Genomic DNA, 22,677 nt, shown 5'->3' with positions numbered 1-22,677 from the left:
CGTCGGTGATGATCCACACGGCGCGGACGGCGCTCTCTCGATGCGCAGACGGCGTGGCTCGACCAACCTCTGCCATGACCACCCTTCCGGCAGAAATTTCAACTAGTTTTGGCCACCATAATGCACCGAACGTGTCGCGCCAATGTCGCGCTATACCTGCGCATTACCCCGGCTATAGCCTTGGATCGCCTGGCCAGACGCAATGGTCTACCTTGGCCCGACGCGCGCTGAGCCCTTTTCTGGCGGTTCCGCGATGCGGGACCGGTGCGGCCTAGGCGGGTGCCTGCCCGGCGTAGATGGTCTCGGCGATGAGGTCTCTTAATCCGACAAACTCTGGCGTGGAACGAAGTTCCTTGCCCGGCAGCAGCCGACCATACTTCTTGGAGATCTCCACCTTCTCGTCCAGGACGACCCGTCCTGGACGGGGACTCATCACCAGGACGCGGTCACCGAGGAAGACTGCCTCCTCGACGCTGTGTGTGATGAAGAACACGGTCTTGCGGCGCTCGCGGGAGATCTGCAGGAGGTCCATCTGCAGCCGCTCCCTGGTCAAGGCGTCGAGCGCCCCGAACGGCTCGTCCATGAGGATGATCTCGGGGTCGTTGGCGAGCACGCGTGCGATCTGCGCCCGCTGCTGCATGCCGCCGGACAGCTCATAGGTCTTCTGGTCCTCGAAGCCGGACAGCCCCACGAGGTCGAGGCACTGCTGCCCCGTCTCCCGCCGCTCGGCGGCGCCGACGCCACGGAACTTCAGTCCCAGCTCGACGTTCTTGCGCACGGTCAGCCAGGGATAGAGGTTGGCCTGCTGGAAGACCACGCCCCGCTCCCAGGAGGGGCCGGAGATGGCGGAACCGTTGACGCGGGCCTCACCGCCGGTCGGGCGCAGGAAGCCGGCCAGGATCTTGAGCAGGGTGGTCTTGCCGCACCCGGACGGGCCCACGACGCAGAGGAACTGGCCGGTGGGCACCTCCAGCGAGGTGTCGGCCAGGGCGTGGACGACCTCCCCGCTGTCGGTGATATACCGCTGCGAGACGCCGTCCAGGGTGAAGCTCACTGACCGGCGACCTGGTTGATCGCGTCGCTGAAGATGGCCGCCTCGTAGGCCTCGACGGTGTTGACCTCGTCGATCTCCTCCTGGGTGACCAGGAAGTCAGCGGTGTTGATGAGGTCCTGCGCCAGCTGGCCACCGAAGTAGTCCGGACCGGCCTGCTCGGCGGCGGTGAGGAAGGTGTAGCCGCCGATCTGGTCCAGCACCTCCTCCGGGGTGATGCCCAGCTGCACGGCGATCGACTCGGCCGCGGCGTCCGGGTCGTCCTGGATCAGCTGCACCGCCTGGTCCTGTGCGGCGGTCCAGACCTGCATGAACTCAGGGTTGGCCTCGATGAACTCGGTGGTGGCACCGGCGAGGTCGAAGGTCGGCGCACCCGCCTCGGCGGTGTCCGCGGCGGACAGGATGATGTGGCCGGTCTCGGTCAGCAGCGGCAGCGTCGGGGCCCACACCCAGGCGGCGTCGATCTCCCCGCGGTCCCACGCGGCGAGCATGGCGTCCGGGGACAGGTTGATCAGGTCGATGTCGGCCGTGCTCATCCCGTCCCGCTCCAGCGCCGCGAGCAGCGAGTAGTGGGCGGTCGAGGCGAACGGCACGGCGACGGTCTTGCCGGCGAGGTCGGCCAGGGTCTCGCCCTCACCCTCCTGCACGACCAGCGACTCGGCCTCGCCGATGACACCGTGGATCCAGATCACCTGCATGTCGATGTTGTTGGGCGGTGAGACCGCCTTGGTGGCCGGGCTGGAGCCGACCAGGCCGAGGTCGACCGACCCGGAGCCGAAGGCCTGGACCATCTCACCGCCCGAGGCGACCTTGACCCAGGTGATGTCGGCGTTCGGCATGCAGGCCTCCAGCCACCCCAGGTCCCGCACCACCAGGTCGCCATTGGGGATCGGCTGGTAGCCGACGCTCACCGCGACGTCGATGTCCTCGTTGACCTCGACCGGGCACTCCGAGGCGGCCCCGCCACCAGCTGTGCCCTCCTCCTCGTCGGGGTTGCTCGTGCGGTTCTCGTCCACGCACCCGGCGAGCGCGAGGGCCGCCGCGGCGACCACCGCGGCGGCGCCGGTGGCTCGGGATCGGTGGGTCCGGTTCTGGGTCATGTCTTCTCCTTGTCAGGCCCGGCCATACCAGGGCACGAGCAGTGTCCCGAGGTGCTTGAGCAGGGCGTCGAGCGCCACGGCCGCCAGGCCGATGACGATGATGCAGGCGATGGTCAGGGCGGTCTGGAGCTGCTGCCCGGAGACGTAGGCCAGGCCGCCGATGCCGGGGATGCCGGCGTTCAGCTCGGCCGCCACGACCGTGGTCCACGCGAAGCCGACGGCGATCCGGATGCCGCCGATCACCTCGGGCAGAGTCGCGGGGAGTATGACGTGGCGCCCCACCTGCCACTGGCTGGCCCCCATCGAGCGGGCGGCGTGGATGCTGTCCTCCCGCACGCCGCGCACCCCGTTGATCGTGGCGATCACGATCGGGGGGAACGCCGCGAGGAAGAGCAGCCAGTACTTGCTGGTGTTGCCGATGCCGAACCACACGATCAGCAGACCGATGTAGCCCAGCGGCGGGAGCGCCCGCAGGAAGTTGAGGTAGGGCTCCAGGGCGGTGTTGAGCCACCCGATGCTGGCCATCAGGAAGCCGACGAGCGGCCCGAGGACGATCGCCACGCCCACCCCGACCGCGATGCGCTGCATCGAGGCGATGAGGTGCTCCCACATGTAGTAGTTCTGCTCCCCGCACACCGTCCGGCCGCTCTCCAGCTCCCGGCAGGTGTTGGACTCCACGAAGGCCTGCCACACCGCGGCCGGCGACGGCAGATAAAGAGGCTGGACCAGCTCGAGCGCAGTGACCAGCCACCACACGGCGAGGGCCACCACCAGGACCGCCAGGCTGAGGACGAGCTTGCGGACGCGCTGGGTGCGGCGGGACCGGCGGGCGTCGGCGGCAACGCGCAGCGACTGACCGAGGTGGTCAGCCTGCGAGACGAGGCCGCCCTCGTCCTGGGTTGGTCCGGTCACCATGGGGGCTGGGTCTGCCCTTCCGTCGCGCGAGTGCTCCGGACGGGAAGCCTAACCGACGTGGCCCGATCAGGGCGCTCGCCGCGTCGTGATCTAGGCTGGTGGGCACGACAGGGGAGCGCATGAGCGCTGAGAGTGCGGCACCGGGCCGCAGACCCTCGAACCTGATCCGGTTAGCACCGGCGGAGGCAGTCGAAGGAGACGACATGTCACACAGCCATATCCGAGTCTCGGTCTGCGCGGCCGCGGCGGCACTGGCCCTCACGGGCTGCACCCTGCTGGGCGAGGATAAGCCGGAGAGCGGGCAGAGTCCCCCCGACAGCGCGCGGGAGACGGACCAGGTCTCCCCAGCAGGTGGGGAGGTCGTGCTCGTCACGCACGACTCGTTCGCCGTGCCGGAGGAGGTGCTCGACGGCTTCACCGAGGCGACCGGCTACGACCTGGTCGTGCAGGCCTCCGGTGACGCGGGGAGCCTGACCAACCAGCTGGTCCTGACCAGGGACAGCCCCATCGGCGATGCCGTCTTCGGCATCGACAACACCTTCGCCACGCGCGCGGTCGGGGAGGGCGTGCTCACGCCATACTCTCCCTCGGAGCTGCCGCCCGGGGTGAGTGACCACGCGCTGCCCGGCGAGGCCGCCGACTACCTGACGCCCGTCGACTTCGGCGACGTCTGCGTCAACGTGGACGACGCCTGGTTCGCGACCGAGGGCCTGGAGCCCCCGCAGACTCTGGAGGACCTGACCGACCCGGTCTACCGCGACCTGTTCGTCACCCCCGGCGCCAGCTCCTCCAGCCCGGGCCTGGCCTTCCTCATCGCCACCGTCGGGGAGTTCGGCGAGGACGGCTGGCAGGACTACTGGGAGGGGCTGATGGCCAACGGTGCCCGCGTGACCTCCGGGTGGTCCGACGCCTACGGCGTCGACTTCACCTTCAGCGGCGGTGACCGGCCGATCGTGCTGAGCTATGCGTCCAGCCCGCCCTTCACCATCCCGGAGGGTGGTGAGGAGCCCACCACGAGCGCGCTCCTGGACACCTGCTTCCGCCAGGTGGAGTATGCCGGGGTCCTCGAGGGCGCCGCCAACCCCGAGGGCGCAAGGGCCCTGGTCGACTACCTCCTCACCGACCCGGTGCAGGCGGCGATCCCGGACTCCATGTACGTCTACCCGGTCACCGACGTCGAGCTACCCGAGCTGTGGGCGCAGTGGGCGGAGGTCGCCACCGAGCCGATCGAGGTCGACCCGGCGCTGATCGAGGAGCACCGCGAGGACTGGGTGCGCGCGTGGGCCGACATCGCGACCGGCTGATCCCGGCGCTCGGGGTCGGTCTCCTCGCCCTGGTGCCGCTGGCGTTCCTGGCGGTCTTCTTCGTGCTGCCGGTGGGCGGCATGCTGATGCGCGGCTTCCATCCGGACGGTGCCTGGGACTTCTCGGGGGTCGCGGAGGTGCTCGGCCGCCCCCGCACCGCGCGGGTGCTGTGGTTCACGGTCAGTATGGCGGCAGCCGGGACCGCGCTGACCCTCCTGCTGGGGCTGCCGCTGGCTTTTGTGCTGTATCGCCTGCGGTTTGCCGGCCGGGCGGTCCTGCGGGCCGTGGTCGTCATGCCGTTCGTGCTGCCCACCGTGGTGGTCGGGGTGATGTTCCGGGCGCTGCTCTCGAGCGGGGGGCCGCTGGGCTTCCTCGGCTGGGACCGCAGCTGGGTCGCGATCCTGCTGGCCTATGTCTTCTTCAACCTGGCGGTCGTCGTGCGCACCGTGGGCAGCATGTGGGAGGGGCTGGACCGGCGCGCCGAGGACGCCGCGGCCGCGTTGGGGGCCTCGCCCGGGCGGGTCTTCCGCACCGTGACCCTGCCGGCCCTGATGCCCTCGATCATCTCGGCCGGGACACTGGTCTTCCTCTTCTGCTCCACCGCGTTTGGGGTCGTGCTGACCCTCGGTGGCCTGCGCTACGGCACGATCGAGAGCGAGATCTATCTGCTGACCACCGAGTTCCTGGACCTGCAGGCGGCGGCCGTGCTGTCGGTGATCCAGCTGCTCGCGGTCGTGGTGATGCTGGCGCTCGCCGCCCGGGGGAGGGCGCGCACCGAGCAGAGCCTCACCCGGACCCGTGGGGTGGCCCGGGCGCCCCGCCGCGCGGATGGCCCGCTGCTGGTGGTGGCGGGCGTGGTCGTGGGGTTCATCCTGCTGCCGGTGCTCACCCTGGTGTGGCGGTCGCTGCGTGACGGGGGCGGCTGGACGCTGGACAACTACCGGTTGCTCGCTGAGCCCGGGGCGTCGCCCGCGCTGCGGGTCAGCATCATGGAGGCCGTGGAGAACTCGCTGCGCACGGCGGTCGACGCCACTGTGCTGGCCGTCCTGCTGGGGCTGTGCGTCGCGGTCGTGGTGTCCCGGCGCCCGCGTCGTGCGGCTGGCCGGCGCGTGGTGAGTGCCCTGGACGGGGCGTTCATGCTGCCGCTGGGCATCTCGGCGGTGACCGTCGGCTTCGGCTTCCTCATCACGCTCGACCGACCGCCGCTGGACCTGCGGACCTCGGCGGTGCTGGTGCCGATCGCGCAGGCGCTCGTGGCGCTGCCCCTCGTGGTGCGCACCATCGCGCCGGTGCTGCGGTCCGTGGATCCGCGGCTGCGGCAGGCGGCTGCCGCCCTTGGGGCCGGCCCGTTGCGTGCGGCGTCGACGGCTGAGGGGCCGGTGCTGTGGCGGCCGCTGCTGGCCGCCACCGGGTTCGCCTTCGCGATCTCCCTCGGCGAGTTCGGCGCGACCAGCTTCCTGTCCCGACCGGACCGACCGACCGTCCCGGTGGTGATCTATCAACTGATCAGCCGGCCGGGCGTGGACAATCTCGGCATGGCGCTCGCCGCCTCGGTGGTGCTCGCCCTGCTGACCGTGACCGTGATGGGCCTGGTGGAGCGACTCCGGGTCGGAAGTGTGGGTGCGTTCTAGTGCTCGAGCTCAACGATGTGGGTGTCCGCTTCGGGTCGACGGTCGCGGTCGCCGACGTGACCCTGACCGTGCCGGAGGGTGAGGTGCTGGCGGTCCTCGGCCCGTCGGGCTGCGGGAAGTCCACCCTGCTGCGGGCGATCGCCGGGCTCGAGGAGCTGGCCACCGGGACGGTGGCCCTCGACGGCACTGACCTCGCCGGCGTGCCAACGCACAGGCGTGGCTTTGCCCTGATGTTCCAGGACGGCCAGCTCTTCCGGCACCTCGATGTCGCGGGCAACATCCGCTACCCGCTCTCGTTGCGCCGCCCCAACCCCGACCGCCGTCCCAACCCCGACCGAGCGCGCCGTGCTGCGCCCTCAGCCGTGACCGAGCGCGTCGAGGAGCTCCTCGAGACCGTCGGACTTCCCGGCTACGGCTCCCGCGAGGTGTCCACCCTCTCCGGCGGCGAGCAACAGCGTGTGGCCCTGGCCCGGGCGCTGGCCGCCGAGCCGCGGCTGCTGCTGCTGGACGAGCCGCTGTCTGCGCTCGACCGGAGCCTGCGGGAGCGGCTGGCCGGCGACCTGCGCGGCATCCTCACGCAGACGGGCACCACCGCACTCCTGGTCACCCACGACCACGACGAGGCGTTCACCCTCGCCGACCGGATGGCGCTGATGTTCGATGGCCGGATCGTCCAGCACGGACCCACCCAGGAGGTGTGGACCCGGCCCGCGACCCGCCAGGTCGCCGAGTTCATCGGCTTCAGCACCTTCCTCACGGGAGATCCCGCGCGCCGCGTGCTGGCCGCGACGGAGGCCAGGACGCCCCGGCAGGCCGGAACGGGCGGGTCGAGTGCCGACGCAGGCAGGTCGACTGTCGACGGAGACGGGTCGACGCTCGCCCTGCGCCGCTCCGCCCTGCGCGTCGACCCCGCCGGCTCTCTCGAGGGCACGGTCGTGTCAGCGGGCGCCATCAGCGACGCGGTCCGCGTCGAGCTCGACCTGGACGGCGTCGGTGTCGTCGAGGCCCTGGCCGACCAACACGCCACACTTAGGGCGGGGGACAGGTGCCGGGTGCGGGCCCACGCGGTGGGGATGGCCCGCCTCGGCCCGTAGAGCCCGCGACACCCCACCTGAGCGCGCACTCGTGGCGCCGCTTGCTGCCTGATGCGCTTGTGGCGCACTGCATCTCGGGGGTGTATGGGGATAGTCAAAGTTGTCCCAACTCCCTCGACCCGTCGGGGTGGGCGCTCTATGGTGAAGGCATTGGGGATCGTTCGCAGAGGGGATGGACCATGCGCCGGTGCATGAGCTTGCGGTGTGCTGAGTCGGGGGCAATCTGGGTCGGCGGCACGCTGCTGTGCCTTGAGCACGCGGCGAGCGTGGACTTCGAGGAGGCCGCGACCCCCGGCTGGCAAGAGGCCGGGGGTCGCGGGTCGGATGCGCTCGGTGAGCGCTGGTCACAGGACCTGGTTCACTCCTGAGGGTTGTTGCTCGACATACTGCCCGGTGCTGCCGGCTCCGGCGGTGCCGAGACGGGGAACAGCGCCAGCAGCTGGTCGTAGACGTCCGAGCTGAGCGCGGCCTCGCCGCCGACGATGCTGACCAGCGGGTAGGAGAACCCGTCGGTCAACCGCTCGATCTCCGTCATGACACTCGCCGGCACCGAGTCGGGTCGGGACAGCGCGATGCCCGCGCCCGTCCGGCCCGCCACCGGGACGGCGGTGAGTGCGTCAGCGAACTCCTCGCCCGTGGCGACCATCACCTTGCCCTCGGCAGGGAACTGCGCGAGCACGTCGGCCGCGGTCTCATAGCGGTCCGCGCCTGAGTAGCGGGTGGCGGTGGCACCGCCGATCATGGCGGCCTCGTCGACCACTGCGTCGCTGAGCACCATGGTGCCGCCCGCGGCATACAGGTCGTCATAGGTCGTCGACTCCAGGAAGGCCTCCGTGGCGGCCGGCAGCGAGTCGGCCTTGGCGAGCACGAGCGGGGCGTTCTCGCGGGCGGCCAGGGCACTCAGCACGAGCGCGTCCGGGAAGCCCTGGCCGGTGGCCAGGAAGACCTGCTGCGTGCTGTCCTGGGTGATCTCGGCGGCCACCGCCGCGGCCGTGCCGTAGCGGTCGGAGCCGTAGAGGCGCTCGATGGTCGCCCCGGGCGCCAGGTCCTGGATGTCGTCGACCACGTCCTGGCTGACCGAGGCGGTGCCGCCGACCACGATGACGGTGGTGGGCTGCAACCGGGTGATCTCCGCGGCGGTCGCGCTCGGCAGGTGCGTCGGCTTGGTGAGCAGCAGCGGGCCGGCCTCCTGGTCGGCCAGCGGCGCCGCGGTCAGGGCGTCCGGGTAGTCCGTGGACTTGGCCACCACGACGGTGTCGGCCACGATGAACCGCTGCGCCAGCAGCGCGGCCGTCGCGATCCGGTCCGGGCCGCCGATCCGCTCGACGTCGAAGTCGCACGGACCCTCCTGGTCCTCGGGATAGAACGGGTCGATGTAGTCGATGAGCGAGCCCTGCGTGCCGGCCGAGTCCGCCTCGTAGACATAGATCCCGACGCCCGGCGCGCCGGAGCCGTAGGTCCCCACGAAGGACAGGAAGGCGGTGCGGTCGACGGTCGACCCGACCGGGACCTCGAGGGTCCGAGCGTCCTTCTCCACCTGGTCATCCCAGACGGAGACGATCACCTTGTCGAAACCGCCGCCGTCATCGGTGGTGCCGGTGAGGGTGAGGTCCACGACATACTCGTTGCGGGAGCAGTCGACGTTGACGAACTGGATTCCGGTGACGTCCCAGTCACCGAGGTCTACCGCCGAGGCGGGGACGGCCGCTGCGACGGCCAGCAGACCCGCGGCACCGATCGCGGCGATGGGGCGCCATCTGCGGTGATCGGGTCGGGTCGTGGGTGGTGCGGACAGGCGGCTGCGATGTGGCGCCATGGTTCCCTCCAGGGGTGCGCCACGGGTAGGCAGGTTTTCCCGCCACGGGTGCCCGTCGGCGCGCTCCCAGACTCCCGCCGATCAGCGGAACCGTCAATGGGTACTTTTGCGCACCCCTCCACCAGCGACGATGTGCTGAATCAGCCTGTGGGACTACGTGATCGTCAGTCTGCAGATGGACGGGGCGCCCCGGACACGGCCCCCTGGTCACATCGTGGCGCCCGGGCCGTCCTGTCCGAGGTTGGTGGGGATCTTGGGGTTCGCGCAGTAGTTGAAGACACCCTCCTGGCTGCCCCGGTCGGCCGAGTGATAACTGAAGAACTGCCCGTCCAGCTCGAGGACGAGCATGTGGCCGGGCACCAGGGCCTGGGTGTACATCATCCCCGGCTCCGGGCAGCCGATGCTGCCGTCGTTCCACGTGACGGCCGTGAAGCCGGCCACGCTCACCTGCCCGGCGTCGACACCCTCCCGCTCGGCCAGGTCCGCGATGGCCGCCTGCACGTTGTCGCGGGCGATGATCTCGTCGCTGACCGGTCCGGTGGGCAGCGCGGTGCCGCCGGTCGGGTCAGCCGGGTCGGTCGGGGTCGGGGTCATCGTAGGCTCCTCGGTCGTCGGGGCGTCGTCGGTCGCCGTGCTGTCGTCACCGGCCTCGCTGGTCGTCTCTGTCCCCGTGCCCCCGGCCGGGTCGTCGGCCTCGGTGCCGCAGCCCCCCAGCCCCAGGGCAATCGTCAGCGCCAGCAGCGGTGCCGCGGCACGCAGTCGCATGATGGTCATCCTCGTTCACCTCTCGTCGGGTCCCGAGTGTATGACGTGTGGGCGGCCCGCTCCGTTCCGTCCCGCAGGGGTCTGTTCCGTCTCGAACAGGGTCCGTCCCGTCCCGGACAGGGAGGAGGGGCGCCGGCCCCCTGCGCCGGCGCCCCTGCCCCTGATCCCCGCGGTGCTCCCTCCGAGGAGGTCCCCAGCACCCTGCGGGCCTTGCCCCAGGCCCGTATACCAAACAGACGTCGCGCACACCGGGGCCGTTGCACGAACGCCCTGTGACCCTGGTCACACTGGCTTCGGAGGGCAGGATGGGCACATGGATCACGAGCTGCTCGACCGCCACCTGCTCACCGTCGCGGTCGACGTCCTGAACACGCCCTATCCCTATGTCTCCGGCCACGTCGCCACCGGCCCGGACGACACCGACATCACCCCGCAGCGCCTCCATCCCAGCTTCCACGGTGCACTGGACTGGCACTCGTCGGTCCACATGCAGTGGTCCCTGGTGCAGCTTCTCGGGCGGCGTCCCGAGGTGCCGGGGGCGGCATCGGGACGTGAGGCGCAGGCCGCTCGGGAGCTCCTGGACGCGCGTCTCACTGTCGAGCACCTGGCCGTGGAGGCGGCCTACCTGCGGGAGCGTCCGGCCTTCGAGCGGCCCTACGGCTGGGCGTGGGCTGCGATGCTCGGGGCCGCGGTGCGTGGGGAACCCGCCTGGTCGGCCGCCATGGCCCCGCTGCTCGACACGATCGCGGACCACGTGCTGGCCTGGCTGCCGCGCCAGGCCTACCCGATCCGGCACGGCAAGCACCAGAACGACGCCTTCGCGCTGCTGCTGCTCCACAGTGCCTACGGCGAGTTGGGACGGGAGGACGTCGTGGCCGCGGTCGCCGCCCGGGCCCGCGACTGGTTCGCCGACGACGGGCCGGCCAGCACGGCGGACGAGCCGTCCGGCAGCGACTTCCTCTCCCCGGCGCTCACCGAGGCGGCCCTCATGCAGGTGGTCCTGGCCGAGGACTTCGTGCCGTGGCTGGAGGCCTTCCTGCCCGGCCTCGGCGAGGGCGCCCACCAGCACCTGCTCGAGCCGCCCACGGTCCTGGACCCGACCGACGGGCAGTGCGCCCACCTGCTCGGCCTCGCGCTCTCCCGCGCCTGGCAGCTCCGCGCCCTGGCGACGTCGCTGCCCGGCCCTCGCGCCGACATACTGCGGCAGTCCGCCGACACCCAGGTCGCGGCCGTCCTGCCCCACGTGACCGACGGCGACTTCATGGCGACCCACTGGCTGGTGAGCTTCCTCCTGCTCGCCACCACCCACCAATTCTTGTAGTGGTTTTGCACGCCCTCCACGCATTCTTGGGGAGGTTTTGCAGGCGCTCCGCAGCAGCTCAGGCACATCCGCTCCAGGCACTCCACCTGCGGCCCGGTCTCAGCAGACCTCGTCCGTGAAGACCTCGATCGCGTCCACCACCTGCTCGAAGCGCAGGGAGTGGAAGTTGTCGAAGGAGTGCTGCGCGCCCGGCAGCTCCAGGTAGGCGACCTGGTTGGTCGACGCCCGACGCAGCCGATCCACGAAGCGACGGGCCCAGGCCACTGGGACGAGCGTGTCGTCGGTGCCGTGGGCGACGAAGAACGGCGGGGCGTCCGGCCCCAGGTAGGCCGTCGGCGACGACGGCAGCGCCGACGACGGGTCCCGTTCCCCGAGGAAGCCGTAGAGGCAGACGGCACCGGCGACGGAAGTGTCCTCGTCCTCAAAGCCCGGCTGGAACGCGGGCTCGTCGGGGGTGAGCGCGACCATCGACGCCAGGTGGGCTCCGGCGGAGCTGCCCGCCACGACGACCACGGAAGGGTCGACGCCATACTCCTGCGCGTGACGTCGCACCCACGCGACCACCGCCTTGGCGTCGACCAGCGAGCGCGGGAACGCCCCTGCCGCACCGAGCCGATAGGCGGCGCTGACGCACACCCAGCCCCGGCGGGCGAAGCGGTGCAGCAGGGGTCGTGCCTCGCGGCTCTTCCCGCCGGTCCGGAAGTGCCCGCCGTGGAAGTGGATCAGGACCGGCGCGCCGGGCTCGTGGCCGCCCCGCCGATGGTAGAGGTCGAGGCGGTGCCGGCGGCCGGCGTCGCCGTAGGAGAGGTTGGCGGTCCGCTCCACCCTGGGGTCGAACAGCGGCACCGGCGCCAGCAGGATCCGGCACCACCGGCGGAGCCAGGATCGTGCCGGCGGCGTCCTGCCCAGGTCGTGCGCCAGCGTGGTCCGGACGGCCGGTCCGGTCAGTGCCGCGCGGCGGATGATCTCGAGCAGGCCGAGCACCGTCAGCCCAGCGATGCCGAGGGTGACCCACTGCACCGTGCCGGGGTCGCCCGCGACGACGATGACCACGCTCCAGCCGACGAGCCAGTAGATCGCCAGGAACGGCAGCTCGTCGATCAGGTAGCCGAGCATCCCGCTGACCGCCCCCAGCGGCAGCGGCCCGTGCAGCGGGCGCAGGCCCACCAGGGTGTAGACCGCGACGACCACCACTGCCCAGAAGTAGCTGCCCATCAACCGACCCCCGCCCGCCCAGGCCGTTCGAGGTCGACCGCCACCAGGACAGGACGCCCGCCGCGCTTCCGCGCCCGGCTGAGCAGGAGCACGAGCCGGAACCACTGGAACCGCCAGCCGTACTTACGCCCCAACGCCCGTCGCGCGGCGCGGGAGCGGTCGTCGGGCAGCACCCGGGCGGTGCCTGCGAGCTCGGGTCCGCCGTCGCGACGGAACGTCGTCAGCGCCAGGTAAGGGCTCGCGGTCAGGTCCACCATGCCGTCTCCCAACGCTAGCGCCGCTTCGGGACGGTCGCGACGTGGGGACGAAGGGGAACGAGGGGCGTTTGACACCCGCACAACGGAACGGGCCCACCCCCCGTGAGGGGGATGGGCCCGTCCTGGTGGTGTCAGGGCCGGTGGGTCACCGGCGTCTGCTCACCTCCGTGGAGTCACTGCCAGCTGGGGAGCAACGCGTTGAGCGCGTCCTCCACATCCTGGCTGACCGCACCGGTGCCACCGAACAGGGTGACCGCGGCCGGCGAGAGCCGGTTGAGCTCGGTCACGGTGACGTTCGGCAGCGCGTTGGCCTTGGTCAGCACCATCGGCGCGTCCATGTAGCCGGCCAGTGCGGCGCCGGACAGGGCGTCCGGCCAGTTCTGACCGGAAGCGACGAAGGCCTGGGCCACGTCGGCCGGGTAGGCCGCCGTGATCTCCGCGTTGGTCGCGTAGCGGTCGACACCAGCCAGACGCGAGGTCGCGCCCACCTGGTCGGCCACGGACCCGGACACGGCGCCCTCGCCACCGATCACGACCACCTCGGCCGGCGCGAGCGCGTCGAGCGCGTCGAGCAGGGAGTTGGGGGCGTGACCGCTCTTGGTGAGCAGCACCGGGACACCCTCGGACCCGGCCAGGGCCGAGGCCGACAGCGCGTCAGCGAAGTTGTTGCCCTCGCCGACGGCGACGTAGACCTTGGACACGCCGGTGAACTCCTGCGCCAGCAGCGCAGCAGTCTCGTAGCGGTCCACGCCACCGATGCGGGAGACCGTGCCGTAGGCGCCGAGGTCAGCCTCGACACCGGCCGACACGGCAGCCGTGCCACCGAGGACGACGACGTTACTCGGGCTGAGCGCGGTCAGCGCCGCCTGGGTGTCCAGCGGGATCCGGTCCTGCTGGACCAGCAGCACCGGGGCCGCCTGGCCGTCAGGCGTGGTCATGAGCTTGCCGCCCGGCGTGATGCCGGAGCCCGCAGCCGCCGAACCCGTGAGGGCGTCGGCGAAGGCCTGGCCGGAGGCGACGTAGACGGTGTCAGCACCCTCGGGGTACTCCGCCGCGATCGCCGCGGCCGTGCCGTAGCGGCTCTCGCCGTAGACACGGTCGACCGCGACGTCTCCTGCGTCAGCCACGTCGACCTGGACGACGGTCTTGCCGACCACCTCACCGGTGTTGACGTAGTTGACGTTGCCCAGGTAGCGGGTGTTGGCCGACAGACCGCTCCAGCTCACCGTGAGGTCGAGCGCCTCGCCGATAGAGGCGGGCGACGACTCCGGAGAGACAGTCATGTTGCCCTCGTCGGCGTCGGTCACCGACCAGACGTGCAGCGGCATGTTCGCCGCGGCACCGGCTGCGCCGTTCCAGTAGTCGAGTGCCACGAGGTAGGTGCCGGCCGGGACGTCGTGCAGCGTGATGCTCTCGTCCGAGCCACCGGCAGCGCTCTGGGCAATGACCGCGCCCGCCGACGTCGCCAGGAACAGGTCCATGTCTGTCCCCGACGGGGTGATCTCCGAGTCGTAGATCGAGACCCGGAGGGTCCTGGTGCCCTCAGGCACCGTGATCGTCTCGACGTGATCCGCGAAGCCAGGACCGCCGGACGGGCCGTCCGAGATGACCTCGACCGGCGTCGCGGACGAGGGGATCAGCCCGTCGATGTCGGTGTCCAGGGTCCCGTTGAAGCCCGGGGTGACCTGGTAGTCGATGCTGCCCGAGGGGCCCTCACCGAGCAGGTCGCCGGGTGCACCGACGTCTAGCGGACGAACCGCGATCGGGCTCTCCACCGTGACGTCATCGCTGACCAGTCGCAGCTGACCGAACGTCCACTCACCCATCACCGCGTCCTCGGTGGCGGTGATGGTCGCCGTGTAGGTCGCCGAGCCGTCCGGCTCGACCGTCAGGGTCTCCGGGGAGACGCTGACGGTGGTGCCGGCCGGGGCGTCGATGTCGAACGTGTAGGTGCCGCCGGCACCGGTCACGTCCGTCACCGTGCGGGTGACCGTCTGCCGGCCCGGCAGGTCGCCGATCGAGATGCTCGGGTAGTTCATGTCGCTCGGGTCGATCACCGGGAAGCTATCGCAGGTCCCGGGCACGAACGCCAGCTCCAGCTGACCGATGGCGCAGGCGTAGGCCGCCCAGTCGGTGAGGTCGGAGTCATAGACCAGACCCGGGTTGTAGGACGGGGCAGGCTGGACCTCACCGGCACCGAAGTCGAGCGGGCTGGCGTCGGCGCCGCCACGCTGGATCGGACCACCGGAGTCGTCCGTGTCCCGTGCGGTGGTCATCATGGCTGACTTGATGGCCATCGGGCTCCAGTCGGGGTACTTCTGCTTCATCAGCGCACCGAGACCGGCGATGTGGGGGGCCGACATCGACGTGCCGGAGATCTGGTTGAACGTGGGCTCACCGGTCTCGTAGTCGCCGTGGTAGGCCGCCGCGACGTCGACACCAGGACCCGTGATGTCCGGCTTGAGCAAGTCGCCGCCACCAGCGATCGCCGGGCCGAACGACGAGAAGGCAGCCATCTCCGGCGCGTTGACCTCTGTCGGGGTCGTCGCGGAGATCGAGGCGGTCGCACCCTCGCTAGCGGCGTACGCCTTGACCTCGACGCCATCTTCCGCCAACAGGTGAGTCGCGGGGAGACCGTAGATGATGGCGTTCTGACCGCCGGCGCCCGCCGGGTCGTTGATCAGGATCATGCCCGCACCACCGCTATTGATGACCTCGTCGGCCTTGTCGACCAGGGCGTAGGCGCCACGGGTGCAGACCACGATCTTGCCTGCGGCCTCGGCGTCGTCCACGGAGCCCGGGGCGCAGAGGTTGGCTTCGCTGGCGGGAATGCCAGTGGCCGGGATCGACTCGGCGTCGACCAGGGCGGTCGACTCGAGCGGTCCGCCGTAGCCGACGCCGTCGTAGGTCACCTCGTTGCCCAGGGTGACGCTGTTCAGGGCGCCCCGGTTGTGGGTGCTGGCCGCGACGGTGATCGTCCACGGGGCGTTGTGGGCCACCGAGGAGACACCAACGGTGTCACCGGAGTTGCCGGCCGAGGTGGAGACGAAGATGCCCGAGTCGGCGGCGAACATGAAAGCGACCTCGTCCGCGCTCACGACGTACTGCGAGGAGCCGGACACCGAGTAGTTGATGACGTCGACACCGTCGGCGACGGCGTCGTCGATGCCCTGGACCAGGCCAGCGGTGGCGCCGGAGCCGCGACCGTCCTCGGTCTGCCAGAGACCCTTGTAGACGGCAATGTGGGCCCTCGGGGCCATGCCCGAGCCGGTGCCCAGGTCGGCGCCCAGGATGCTCATGTCAACGCCGTTGTTGCCGGCGGCGGTGCCGGCGGTGTGCGAGCCGTGACCGTTGCGGTCACGCGCGGACTCGTACTCCGAGGGGATCACGTCGTTGCCGAATTCCGTGCCATACCAGCGGGCGCCGATGATCTTGTTGTTGCACTCGAAGTCGCCGCCCTCGTCGACGCCACTCTCCTGGCAGATGCCCTCCCAGTCCGCAGGAGCCGCAGGCATGCCGGTCGGGTCGAAGCTCGGGTTGTTGGGGTCGATGCCGGTGTCGATGACACCGACGATGACCCCGTCACCGGCGTTGTTGACCCCACCGAACTGCTCGGCCCAGACGCCGGTCTCACCGGAGAGGCCCAGGTAGTCCGGGGTCTGGACGGTGTCGGCGTAGCGGACCTCGTCCTCCCAGACGTTGAGGACACCCGGCGCCCTCTTCATGTGGATCGCCTCGGCGCCGTTCATCTTCACGGCGAAGCCGTTCAGCGCCACCTCGTAGGTGGTCACCAGGTCGGACTTGCTCAGACCGACCGACGCGAGCACCTCGGCGCGCTGGGCGGCCAAGAAGTCCGTGTAGGCGGCAGCGGCCGCGCTGTTGACGTCGACCTTCTCGCCCTCCTTGGGGGCGGTGCCGGTCAGCCCATGACCCCCGTCAAAGGCGACCAGCGGGTCGTCGGCCAGCTGCACGATATAGGTCTTCGTCTCGCCTAGCTGGAGCTCGGGGACCTCGTCGGCCTGCGCCGACATGGTCCCGATCGCCAGTGGCGATACGACGACCGCGGAGGCGGCGAACGCGGCGATCCGCGCTCGCTTTCCCGGGGAAGTGGTACGCACTTGGTGTCCTTACTCGAGGGGATACGCCGCAACCGGTCGTGTCGACGCACAACAAATCGGCGCAGGGACACGGGTTGCGTTCGCAGTCTCACCGGCGGTACGGCAGTTGTCTAGAGGTGTAGCCCAATCGTTACCTTTGGTCCATGCGCCTTGATTCCGGACCGGTCCTCACGTCCGTGCGGGCTGCCCTGTGACCCATCGGAACCGGCTGGTCACCGAGACGGTGCTCGTCCTCGGCGTGAGTCTGGGGGCCTCGGCGGTCTGGGCGCTGCTCTCGCTGATCAACAAGCTCACCCAGCCCGCTCCACTGTCCGCGCAGACCACGGCGATGAACACCTCCCGGGTCCCAGATCGGCCCTGGCTGGACCTGGCCTACCAGCTCGCCGACATACTGCTGCCGCTGGTGCCTGTCGCCCTGGCCCTGTTCCTGCTGGCGCAGGACCTGCCCCGGGGAGCCACGAGCGCGCACCGGGCGATGGGGCTGGACCTGACCCGTCCCGGCCACGACACCGTCGCCGGACTCGGGCTGGCCGCCCTCATCGGGCTCCCCGGCCTGGGTCTCTATCTCCTGGCGCGCGAGCTCGGCGTCAACACCACGATCAGCGCCGCCGGCCTGCCGGACATCTGGTGGGGCGTCCCGGTGCTGGTGCTCGCGGCGGTCGGCAACGCCCTGCTGGAGGAGGTGGTGATGGTCGGCTACCTGTTCACGCGGTGGGCGCAGGCCGGGTGGTCGACGGCCACGATCATCGTCACCAGCGCACTGGTCCGCGGCAGCTACCATCTCTACCAGGGGTTCGGCGGGTTCATCGGCAACGTGGCGATGGGGCTGATCCTGGGCCTGGTCTTCGCCCGCACCAAGCGGGTGATGCCGCTGGTGATCGCCCACACTGTCCTGGACGTGGTGGCGTTCGTCGGCTATGCCCTGCTGGCCCCGCACGTGTCGTGGCTGTGAGCCCGGGCAGTATGCCGTGAGGCCGGGAACGCCGCGGACGTCCGGTGAGTTGACTGCAGGTCGAGGGAGAGGAGTGCGCCGGTGATCGATGCGATCAACGAGTTCGTCAGCACGCACGCCGACTCGACGTGGGTGCTGTGGGTCGTCTTCGGGCTGTGCATCATCGACGGCATCTTCCCGCCCCTGCCGAGCGAGTCGATCATCGTGGGGCTGGCCGCCGTGTCGGTGTCGGTGGGGGAGCCCAACCTGTGGCTGGTCTTTCTGGCCGCGGCCACCGGGGCGTTCATCGGCGACAACCTGGCCTACACGATCGGGCGGCACTGGCTGACCGGGCTGGCGCGCAGCAACCACCCCCGGATCCGGCGGGCCATGGCCTGGGCCGCCCACCAGCTGGACCGGCGCGGCGCGGTGATCATCATGGCCGCGCGCTACATCCCGGTCGGGCGGGTCGCGGTCAACATCACCGCGGGCGCGACCCGCTTCCCCCGGCCGCTCTTCATGATCCTGGACGCGATCGCGGCGGTCAGCTGGGCGGCCTACTCGATCGCGATCGGGACCGTCGCCGGCAACTGGCTGCACGACAACCCGCTGCTGGCGATGGCCGTGGCCGTCACCGGTGGCGTGCTGCTCGGCCTGGTTGTCGAGCGGTTGATCAAGATGTTCACCGGATCACCGGACGAGGCGGCCTCCGAGGCCGAGAAGGAGCAGAGCACGTGAAGGTGCCGACCTGGCAGAACCTCGGGGGCGACCACCGCGTCCTGCGGCACGGCATGAACCTGTGGCCGCCGTTCGCCGCGGCAGGCATCCGCATCGAGGAGATGTCCGCGGACTACCGCTATGTCCGGGTGGCGCTGCGCAAGGGCGTGTTCAACCGCAACTACGTCGGCACCCAGTTCGGCGGCTCGCTCTTCGCGATGGTCGACCCGTTCTGGATGCTCATGGTGATGCACAACATCGGCCGGGAGTATGTCGTGTGGGACAAGGCCGGCGAGATCGAGTTTGTGGCCCCGGGGCGGACCACCGTGCGCGCGGAGTTCCGGCTGACCGAGGAGCACCTGACCGAGCTGCGGGAGGCCGCGGCCGACGGGTCCAAGGTGCTGCGCTGGTTCGACACCGACGTGGTGGCCGAGGACGGCGCGCTCATCGCGCGCGTGCGCAAGCAGTTGTATGTGCGCCGCAAGCGTGATGCCAAGCCTCCGGCGGGTGCGCCCAGCGCCTGACCGGGCGCGCCGTCCTCCGGTCCCGCCCTTGACCGGGCCCGTCGTGTCGCCTCCCTCCTGCCACCGCCCGCCGTGTCGCACTCCAGGCTGCCCCCGCCCGCCGGACATGGGACAGTGGCTGTCATGAGCGAAGTCATCGTGGTCAACAACGCGGCAGAGTCCCGCTTCGAGGCGCAGGTCGAGGGTGAGACCGTCGGCTGGATCGACTACGTGACGGGCGCGAACACCATCGACCTGACGCACACCGAGGTCGAGCCCGGCCACGAGGGCGAGGGCATCGGCTCCAAGCTCGTGCGAGGGGTGTTGGAGCGCCTGCAGGAGGAGAAGCCGGCGCTCACGCTGGTCGCGACGTGCCCGTTCGTCAAGAAGTACGTCCACCGGCACCCAGAGTTCCAGCCGCTGCTTGACCCGCGCTGAGGGGCGGCGGGCGGAGCGTCCGGCGCGAACCAGTGGGACCAGTGGGGTTGTTGGGGCGGCGGGTGTGACCGGAAGAGGGCGTGGAGCAGATCAGCGCAGCGGCACGAACGCGTAGTAGCCCGGCGCGACTTCCTTGCCCTCCCGGGTCGCCCGGACCAGGCGGCCGGCGAGCGGGAGCACCATCGCGCCGTCGGGGGTCAGTTGCTCCACCAGGGACTCGGGCAGTTTGGAGGTGGCCGCAGAGACCAGGATCCGGTCGAACGGACCAGCGTCGGGTGCACCGAGCTGGCCCTTGGTGGCGACCCGGACCTCGGCATTGGGCACGTCCCGGAGCGCCACAGCGCTGCGCTCGACGAGCGGGGCCTCCAGCTCCACGCCGAGGACGCTGCCGTCAGGGCCCACCAGACGGGCCATGATCGCCGTGGTCCACCCCGAGCCGCTGCCGACGTCGAGCACGCGGTGCCCGGGCTGCAGGTCCAGGAAGCGCAGCATCGACAGCACGGTGCTGGGTTGGGAGCAGGTCGAGCCGAAGCCGATCTGCAGGGCGCGGTCCTCGTCCGCGGAGCGGCGCACGCTGGGCGGCAGGAACTGAGTGCGCGGGGTCGCGTCCATGGCACGAGCCACCGCGTCGCGATCGCTCCGGCCTGCCATGACACCTAGTGTGGCTCACGTGAGCAGAGCAATCGAGTTGATCCCCGAGGCTTCGCGCGTCGTGACCGATCTCCCGCTGGAGGGAGAGTGGTCCCGGCCGACCCCGTGCGAGGGGTGGAACGTGCGCGATCTGCTGAACCATCTGACGTCCGAGCACCTCTGGGCACCACACCTGTTGCGCGGCGAGACGCTGGAGCAAGTGGGCTCGCGCTATGACGGCGACGTGCTGGGCAAGGACCCGGTCGGGGCCTGGCGGCGCGCGATCTCCGCGTCGGTCCTTGCGTGGGGACAGGCCGACCCGGACGGCACGGTGCACACCTCGGTGGGGCGGACGCCGCTGGTGGAGTACGCCTCCCAGATGCTGGTCGACCTCACGGTCCACGCCTGGGACCTGGCGCGGGCGGTCGGCGTCCGGCCGCACCTGGTGGCCGACGCCGTCGAGGAGTGCCTGGCCTACGAGAAGCCCCGCGTCGGAGCCGGCGAGGTGCCGGGGATCTTTGCCGCGCCGGTGCCCACCGAGTCCGAGAGCCGGGTCGACCAGCTCGTCGCGCTGCTCGGCCGCGACCCGGCGTGGGCGCCTACCTGAGCGGTGCGGAGCCGTCAAGCGGCGGGCCTCATCCGAACGGTTGACGTCAGCTGTGACCGCACGGTCGATGTGCTGAGCCTGGATCGGGGATGTCCTGGGATCTCCCGATCCCAGGAGAGAGATGTCCCAGCGCACAACCCGATTCCTCAGCACGCGCCGCGGCGCCTGGATCGTGCTCGCGGTCGCCCTGGCGATCAGCGCGATCGTGCTCGGCCCGATCCGCGCCACCGAGGCGCCGCCCCGCGGTGACTCCGTCCCGGCCGCCGCCGAGTCGGCGGTGGCGGCGCAGGTCGGGCAGACCTTCCCGGACAGCGACGTCGCTCCCGTGCTGGTCGTCCTCGACCGCGGTGGCGACGCCCTGCAGCGCGGCGACCTCGAGGCCGCCGCCACGATGGGCGAGGCGCTGGCCGGCGTGACCGGTCACGAGGTGTCGCCGGTGATCCCGTCCGAGGACGGCGCCGCCGCGATGCTCTCGGTCCCCGTCACGCTCGGGGCCGACAGCTCGGCCACGGCGGAGGTGGTCCAGCAGGTGCGCGACACCGTCGCTGAGTATGCCGTGCCAGGCCTGAGTGCGTCCGTCACCGGCGGTCCCGCGTTCGGTGCCGACATCGCCTCCAGCTTCGACGGGGCGGACATCACCCTGCTGATGGTCACCATCGGGATCGTGGCGGTGCTGCTGATCGGGACCTACCGCTCGCCGGTCCTCTTCCTGGTGCCGCTGCTGGTGGTCGGGGTGGCCGACCAGGTCGCCTCCGTCCTGACCAGGTGGCTCGGCACGACCTTCGGCCTCCAGTTCGACGGCGGGATCATCAGCGTGCTGGTCTTCGGCGCCGGCACCAACTATGCGCTGCTGCTGATCAGCCGCTACCGCGAGGAGCTCCGCCGCGACGAGGACCACCGTGCGGCACTGGCCACCGCCTGGCGGGGTGCGGCACCGGCCATCCTCGCCAGCAACGTGACCGTCGTGCTCGCGCTGCTGACCCTGGCCCTGGCGACCCTGCCCGGCACGCAGGGCCTGGGTGTCGCCTCAGCCGCAGGTCTCGTGGTCGCACTCGTGGCCGCCCTGCTCGCCCTGCCCGCCGCGCTCGCGGTCTGCGGGCGCAGGGTGTTCTGGCCGTTCATCCCGCGTGCCGGCCAGCCCGACCCGCAGGCGACCGGTGTCTGGTCGCGCATCGCGCGCGCCGTGGTCCGGCGCCCCACCCAGGTGGTGGTGGCCGCGGTCCTGGCCCTCGGCATACTGGCCTCCGGGTTGTTGGGCACCCAGGTCGGGCTGACGCAGACCGAGAAGTTCCGGGTCGCCTCGGAGTCGGCGACGGGGCTGGAGGTCCTGGCCGAGCACTACCCGGCTGGTGAGGCGGCGCCGCTGCAGGTCTATGCGCGCCCCGCCGAGACCGACCGGGTGGCGACGGAGCTGGGCCGGCTGGACGGCATCGTGCGCGTGCAGCCGACGCAGACCGATGGGTGGACGCGGTTCACCGTGGTCGGTGAGGCCGCGCCCGGGACGCCCGAGGCCGAGGCACTGGTCACCACGATCCGGGGCGCCGTCACCGACCCTGAGGTGCCGGTCGAGGAGCGTGCCGTGCTGGTCGGTGGTGCCAACGCCGAGGACCTGGACGAGGCGGCCGCGGCGGACCGTGACTTCCTGGTGGTGGCACCGCTGGTGCTGCTGGTCGGGCTCGCCGTGCTGGTGGTGCTGCTGCGCTCGGTGCTGGCGCCCCTGCTGCTGCTGGTGGTCAACGTGGCCAGCTCGGCCGCGGCGATCGGGGCCGGCGCCTGGCTGGGCCGCGTGCTGTTCGGTTTCCCAGCGCTGGATGTGATGGTGCCGCTGTTGGCCTTCCTGTTCCTCGTGGCGCTGGGCATCGACTACACGATCTTCCTGGTGCACCGGGCCCGTCACGAGGCGGTGGCGCACGGGACGCGCGAGGGGATGGTCCGCGCCGTCGCGCACACCGGCGCCGTCATCACCAGCGCGGGCATCGTGCTGGCCGGGGTGTTCGCCGCACTGGGTGTGCTGCCGCTGGTCACGCTCGGCCAGCTCGGTCTGATCGTCGGGGTCGGGGTGCTGCTGGACACCCTCCTCGTGCGGGCCGTGCTCGTGCCGGCGATCTTCGCGCTGGTGGGTGACCGGATCTGGTGGCCGAGTCACCCGGTGGCCCGGGGTGGCCGACCTCTGCCGGCCGACCCGGTTGGCCGACGTCTGCCGACCGAGCCGGTTGAGCGGCCGAGTCAACCGGCCGCCGCCGTTGGTCGCACTCGGGCGTGAC

The 22,677-nt window shown here is 70.9% G+C and carries 19 protein-coding genes and 1 riboswitch; of the genes, 10 read left to right on the top strand and 9 right to left on the bottom strand.

The genetic code is table 11. The annotated features are described in order from the left end of the window. Positions 1–271: 271 nt before the first annotated feature. From MWU75_RS11485 to MWU75_RS11475, 3 genes are read right to left on the bottom strand one after another with little or no spacing between them, the layout of a single operon-like run. A complete protein-coding gene (locus MWU75_RS11485; protein ID WP_247090738.1) occupies positions 272–1,054 on the bottom strand; it encodes an ABC transporter ATP-binding protein in 783 nt (260 codons plus the stop codon). Further along, complete coding sequence (locus MWU75_RS11480; protein WP_247090736.1) at positions 1,051–2,151, bottom strand: ABC transporter substrate-binding protein; 1,101 nt, start codon at positions 2,149–2,151, stop codon at positions 1,051–1,053. The genes MWU75_RS11485 and MWU75_RS11480 overlap by 4 nt, the downstream gene beginning before the upstream one ends. A 12-nt stretch (positions 2,152–2,163) precedes the next feature. Next, on the bottom strand, positions 2,164–3,066 hold the full coding sequence (locus MWU75_RS11475; RefSeq protein WP_247090734.1) for an ABC transporter permease: 903 nt from the start codon (positions 3,064–3,066) through the stop codon (positions 2,164–2,166). A 99-nt stretch (positions 3,067–3,165) separates the two neighbouring features. Beyond that, a riboswitch (TPP riboswitch) is annotated at positions 3,166–3,271 on the top strand. Here MWU75_RS11475 and MWU75_RS11470 point away from each other — a divergent pair. The 3 genes from MWU75_RS11470 to MWU75_RS11460 all read left to right on the top strand — a co-directional run bounded on the left by MWU75_RS11470 (position 3,270) and on the right by MWU75_RS11460 (position 7,095). Beyond that, entirely contained in the window at positions 3,270–4,370 is a 1,101-nt protein-coding gene (locus MWU75_RS11470) for a thiamine ABC transporter substrate-binding protein (RefSeq protein WP_247090732.1), read from the top strand. It overlaps the preceding riboswitch by 2 nt. Then, positions 4,346–6,001 (top strand): iron ABC transporter permease, encoded by a 1,656-nt coding sequence (locus tag MWU75_RS11465; protein WP_247090730.1) that lies wholly within the window; start codon positions 4,346–4,348, stop codon positions 5,999–6,001. Before MWU75_RS11470 ends, MWU75_RS11465 begins: the two co-directional genes overlap by 25 nt. Then, on the top strand, positions 6,001–7,095 hold the full coding sequence (locus MWU75_RS11460; protein WP_247090728.1) for an ABC transporter ATP-binding protein: 1,095 nt from the start codon (positions 6,001–6,003) through the stop codon (positions 7,093–7,095). Before MWU75_RS11465 ends, MWU75_RS11460 begins: the two co-directional genes overlap by 1 nt. Positions 7,096–7,453: 358 nt before the next feature. On the opposite strand, the gene MWU75_RS11455 is transcribed toward MWU75_RS11460, so the two are convergent. Together MWU75_RS11455 and MWU75_RS11450 are read right to left on the bottom strand one after the other, a co-directional pair. Continuing rightward, positions 7,454–8,911 (bottom strand): cell wall-binding repeat-containing protein, encoded by a 1,458-nt coding sequence (locus MWU75_RS11455; protein ID WP_247090726.1) that lies wholly within the window; start codon positions 8,909–8,911, stop codon positions 7,454–7,456. 207 nt (positions 8,912–9,118) lie between these two features. Further along, positions 9,119–9,676, bottom strand: coding sequence for a hypothetical protein (locus MWU75_RS11450; RefSeq protein ID WP_247090724.1), 558 nt, complete (start codon positions 9,674–9,676; stop codon positions 9,119–9,121). Between the two features lie 313 nt (positions 9,677–9,989). Here MWU75_RS11450 and MWU75_RS11445 point away from each other — a divergent pair, with 313 nt between their 5' ends. Further along, the gene (locus MWU75_RS11445) at positions 9,990–10,997 is read left to right on the top strand and encodes a DUF2891 family protein (RefSeq protein ID WP_247090722.1); all 1,008 of its coding nucleotides are present in this window, start codon (positions 9,990–9,992) and stop codon (positions 10,995–10,997) included. Positions 10,998–11,096: 99 nt separating this feature from the next. Here MWU75_RS11445 and MWU75_RS19980 read toward each other — a convergent pair whose 3' ends face one another. The 3 genes from MWU75_RS19980 to MWU75_RS11430 all read right to left on the bottom strand — a co-directional run bounded on the left by MWU75_RS19980 (position 11,097) and on the right by MWU75_RS11430 (position 16,587). Further along, the gene (locus MWU75_RS19980) at positions 11,097–12,212 is read right to left on the bottom strand and encodes an alpha/beta hydrolase (protein WP_281497140.1); all 1,116 of its coding nucleotides are present in this window, start codon (positions 12,210–12,212) and stop codon (positions 11,097–11,099) included. Then, positions 12,212–12,469: a hypothetical protein gene (locus MWU75_RS11435; protein ID WP_247090720.1), complete on the bottom strand. Its 258-nt coding sequence runs from the start codon at positions 12,467–12,469 to the stop codon at positions 12,212–12,214. Before MWU75_RS11435 ends, MWU75_RS19980 begins: the two co-directional genes overlap by 1 nt. 173 nt (positions 12,470–12,642) lie before the next feature. After that, complete coding sequence (locus tag MWU75_RS11430) at positions 12,643–16,587, bottom strand: cell wall-binding repeat-containing protein (protein WP_247090718.1); 3,945 nt, start codon at positions 16,585–16,587, stop codon at positions 12,643–12,645. Positions 16,588–16,777: 190 nt separating this feature from the next. Between MWU75_RS11430 and MWU75_RS11425 the strand changes: the two genes are divergently transcribed. The 4 genes from MWU75_RS11425 (at position 16,778) to MWU75_RS11410 (ending at position 19,176) form a co-directional block, all read left to right on the top strand. Beyond that, the gene (locus MWU75_RS11425) at positions 16,778–17,539 is read left to right on the top strand and encodes a CPBP family intramembrane glutamic endopeptidase (RefSeq protein WP_247090716.1); all 762 of its coding nucleotides are present in this window, start codon (positions 16,778–16,780) and stop codon (positions 17,537–17,539) included. Between the two features lie 81 nt (positions 17,540–17,620). Beyond that, entirely contained in the window at positions 17,621–18,256 is a 636-nt protein-coding gene (locus tag MWU75_RS11420) for a DedA family protein (protein WP_247090714.1), read from the top strand. After that, positions 18,253–18,759: a DUF4442 domain-containing protein gene (locus tag MWU75_RS11415; protein ID WP_247090712.1), complete on the top strand. Its 507-nt coding sequence runs from the start codon at positions 18,253–18,255 to the stop codon at positions 18,757–18,759. The genes MWU75_RS11420 and MWU75_RS11415 overlap by 4 nt, the downstream gene beginning before the upstream one ends. A 123-nt stretch (positions 18,760–18,882) precedes the next feature. Continuing rightward, positions 18,883–19,176 (top strand): GNAT family N-acetyltransferase, encoded by a 294-nt coding sequence (locus tag MWU75_RS11410; RefSeq protein ID WP_247090711.1) that lies wholly within the window; start codon positions 18,883–18,885, stop codon positions 19,174–19,176. A gap of 90 nt (positions 19,177–19,266) precedes the next feature. Here the strand turns inward: MWU75_RS11410 and MWU75_RS11405 are convergent, their stop codons facing one another. Further along, complete coding sequence (locus MWU75_RS11405) at positions 19,267–19,827, bottom strand: methyltransferase domain-containing protein (RefSeq protein ID WP_247090708.1); 561 nt, start codon at positions 19,825–19,827, stop codon at positions 19,267–19,269. Between the two features lie 19 nt (positions 19,828–19,846). On the opposite strand from MWU75_RS11405, the gene MWU75_RS11400 reads away from it, so the two are divergent. Both MWU75_RS11400 and MWU75_RS11395 read left to right on the top strand, forming a co-directional pair. Then, positions 19,847–20,413: a TIGR03086 family metal-binding protein gene (locus tag MWU75_RS11400; protein WP_247090706.1), complete on the top strand. Its 567-nt coding sequence runs from the start codon at positions 19,847–19,849 to the stop codon at positions 20,411–20,413. 121 nt (positions 20,414–20,534) lie between these two features. Further along, the gene (locus MWU75_RS11395) at positions 20,535–22,676 is read left to right on the top strand and encodes an MMPL family transporter (protein WP_247090704.1); all 2,142 of its coding nucleotides are present in this window, start codon (positions 20,535–20,537) and stop codon (positions 22,674–22,676) included. The last annotated feature ends 1 nt before the right edge of the window (position 22,677 follow it).

Source organism: Ornithinimicrobium sp. F0845 (genome assembly GCF_023015765.1).
Lineage (GTDB): Bacteria > Actinomycetota > Actinomycetes > Actinomycetales > Dermatophilaceae > Ornithinicoccus.
Note: the sequence above shows the minus strand (reverse complement) of the source record. Positions and strands in the feature narration are given on the sequence as shown.

What these genes read in the sequence shown, in the direction of transcription:
- MWU75_RS11480 (WP_247090736.1), bottom strand. Translation starts at nt 2,151, where the DNA reads ATGACCCAGAACCGGACCCACCGATCCCGAGCCACCGGCGCCGCCGCG.
- MWU75_RS11475 (WP_247090734.1), bottom strand. Translation starts at nt 3,066, where the DNA reads ATGGTGACCGGACCAACCCAGGACGAGGGCGGCCTCGTCTCGCAGGCT.
- MWU75_RS11470 (WP_247090732.1), top strand. Translation starts at nt 3,270, where the DNA reads ATGTCACACAGCCATATCCGAGTCTCGGTCTGCGCGGCCGCGGCGGCA.
- MWU75_RS11455 (WP_247090726.1), bottom strand. Translation starts at nt 8,911, where the DNA reads ATGGCGCCACATCGCAGCCGCCTGTCCGCACCACCCACGACCCGACCC.
- MWU75_RS11450 (WP_247090724.1), bottom strand. Translation starts at nt 9,676, where the DNA reads ATGCGACTGCGTGCCGCGGCACCGCTGCTGGCGCTGACGATTGCCCTG.
- MWU75_RS11445 (WP_247090722.1), top strand. Translation starts at nt 9,990, where the DNA reads ATGGATCACGAGCTGCTCGACCGCCACCTGCTCACCGTCGCGGTCGAC.
- MWU75_RS19980 (WP_281497140.1), bottom strand. Translation starts at nt 12,212, where the DNA reads ATGGGCAGCTACTTCTGGGCAGTGGTGGTCGTCGCGGTCTACACCCTG.
- MWU75_RS11435 (WP_247090720.1), bottom strand. Translation starts at nt 12,469, where the DNA reads ATGGTGGACCTGACCGCGAGCCCTTACCTGGCGCTGACGACGTTCCGT.
- MWU75_RS11410 (WP_247090711.1), top strand. Translation starts at nt 18,883, where the DNA reads ATGAGCGAAGTCATCGTGGTCAACAACGCGGCAGAGTCCCGCTTCGAG.
- MWU75_RS11405 (WP_247090708.1), bottom strand. Translation starts at nt 19,827, where the DNA reads ATGGCAGGCCGGAGCGATCGCGACGCGGTGGCTCGTGCCATGGACGCG.
- MWU75_RS11395 (WP_247090704.1), top strand. Translation starts at nt 20,535, where the DNA reads ATGTCCCAGCGCACAACCCGATTCCTCAGCACGCGCCGCGGCGCCTGG.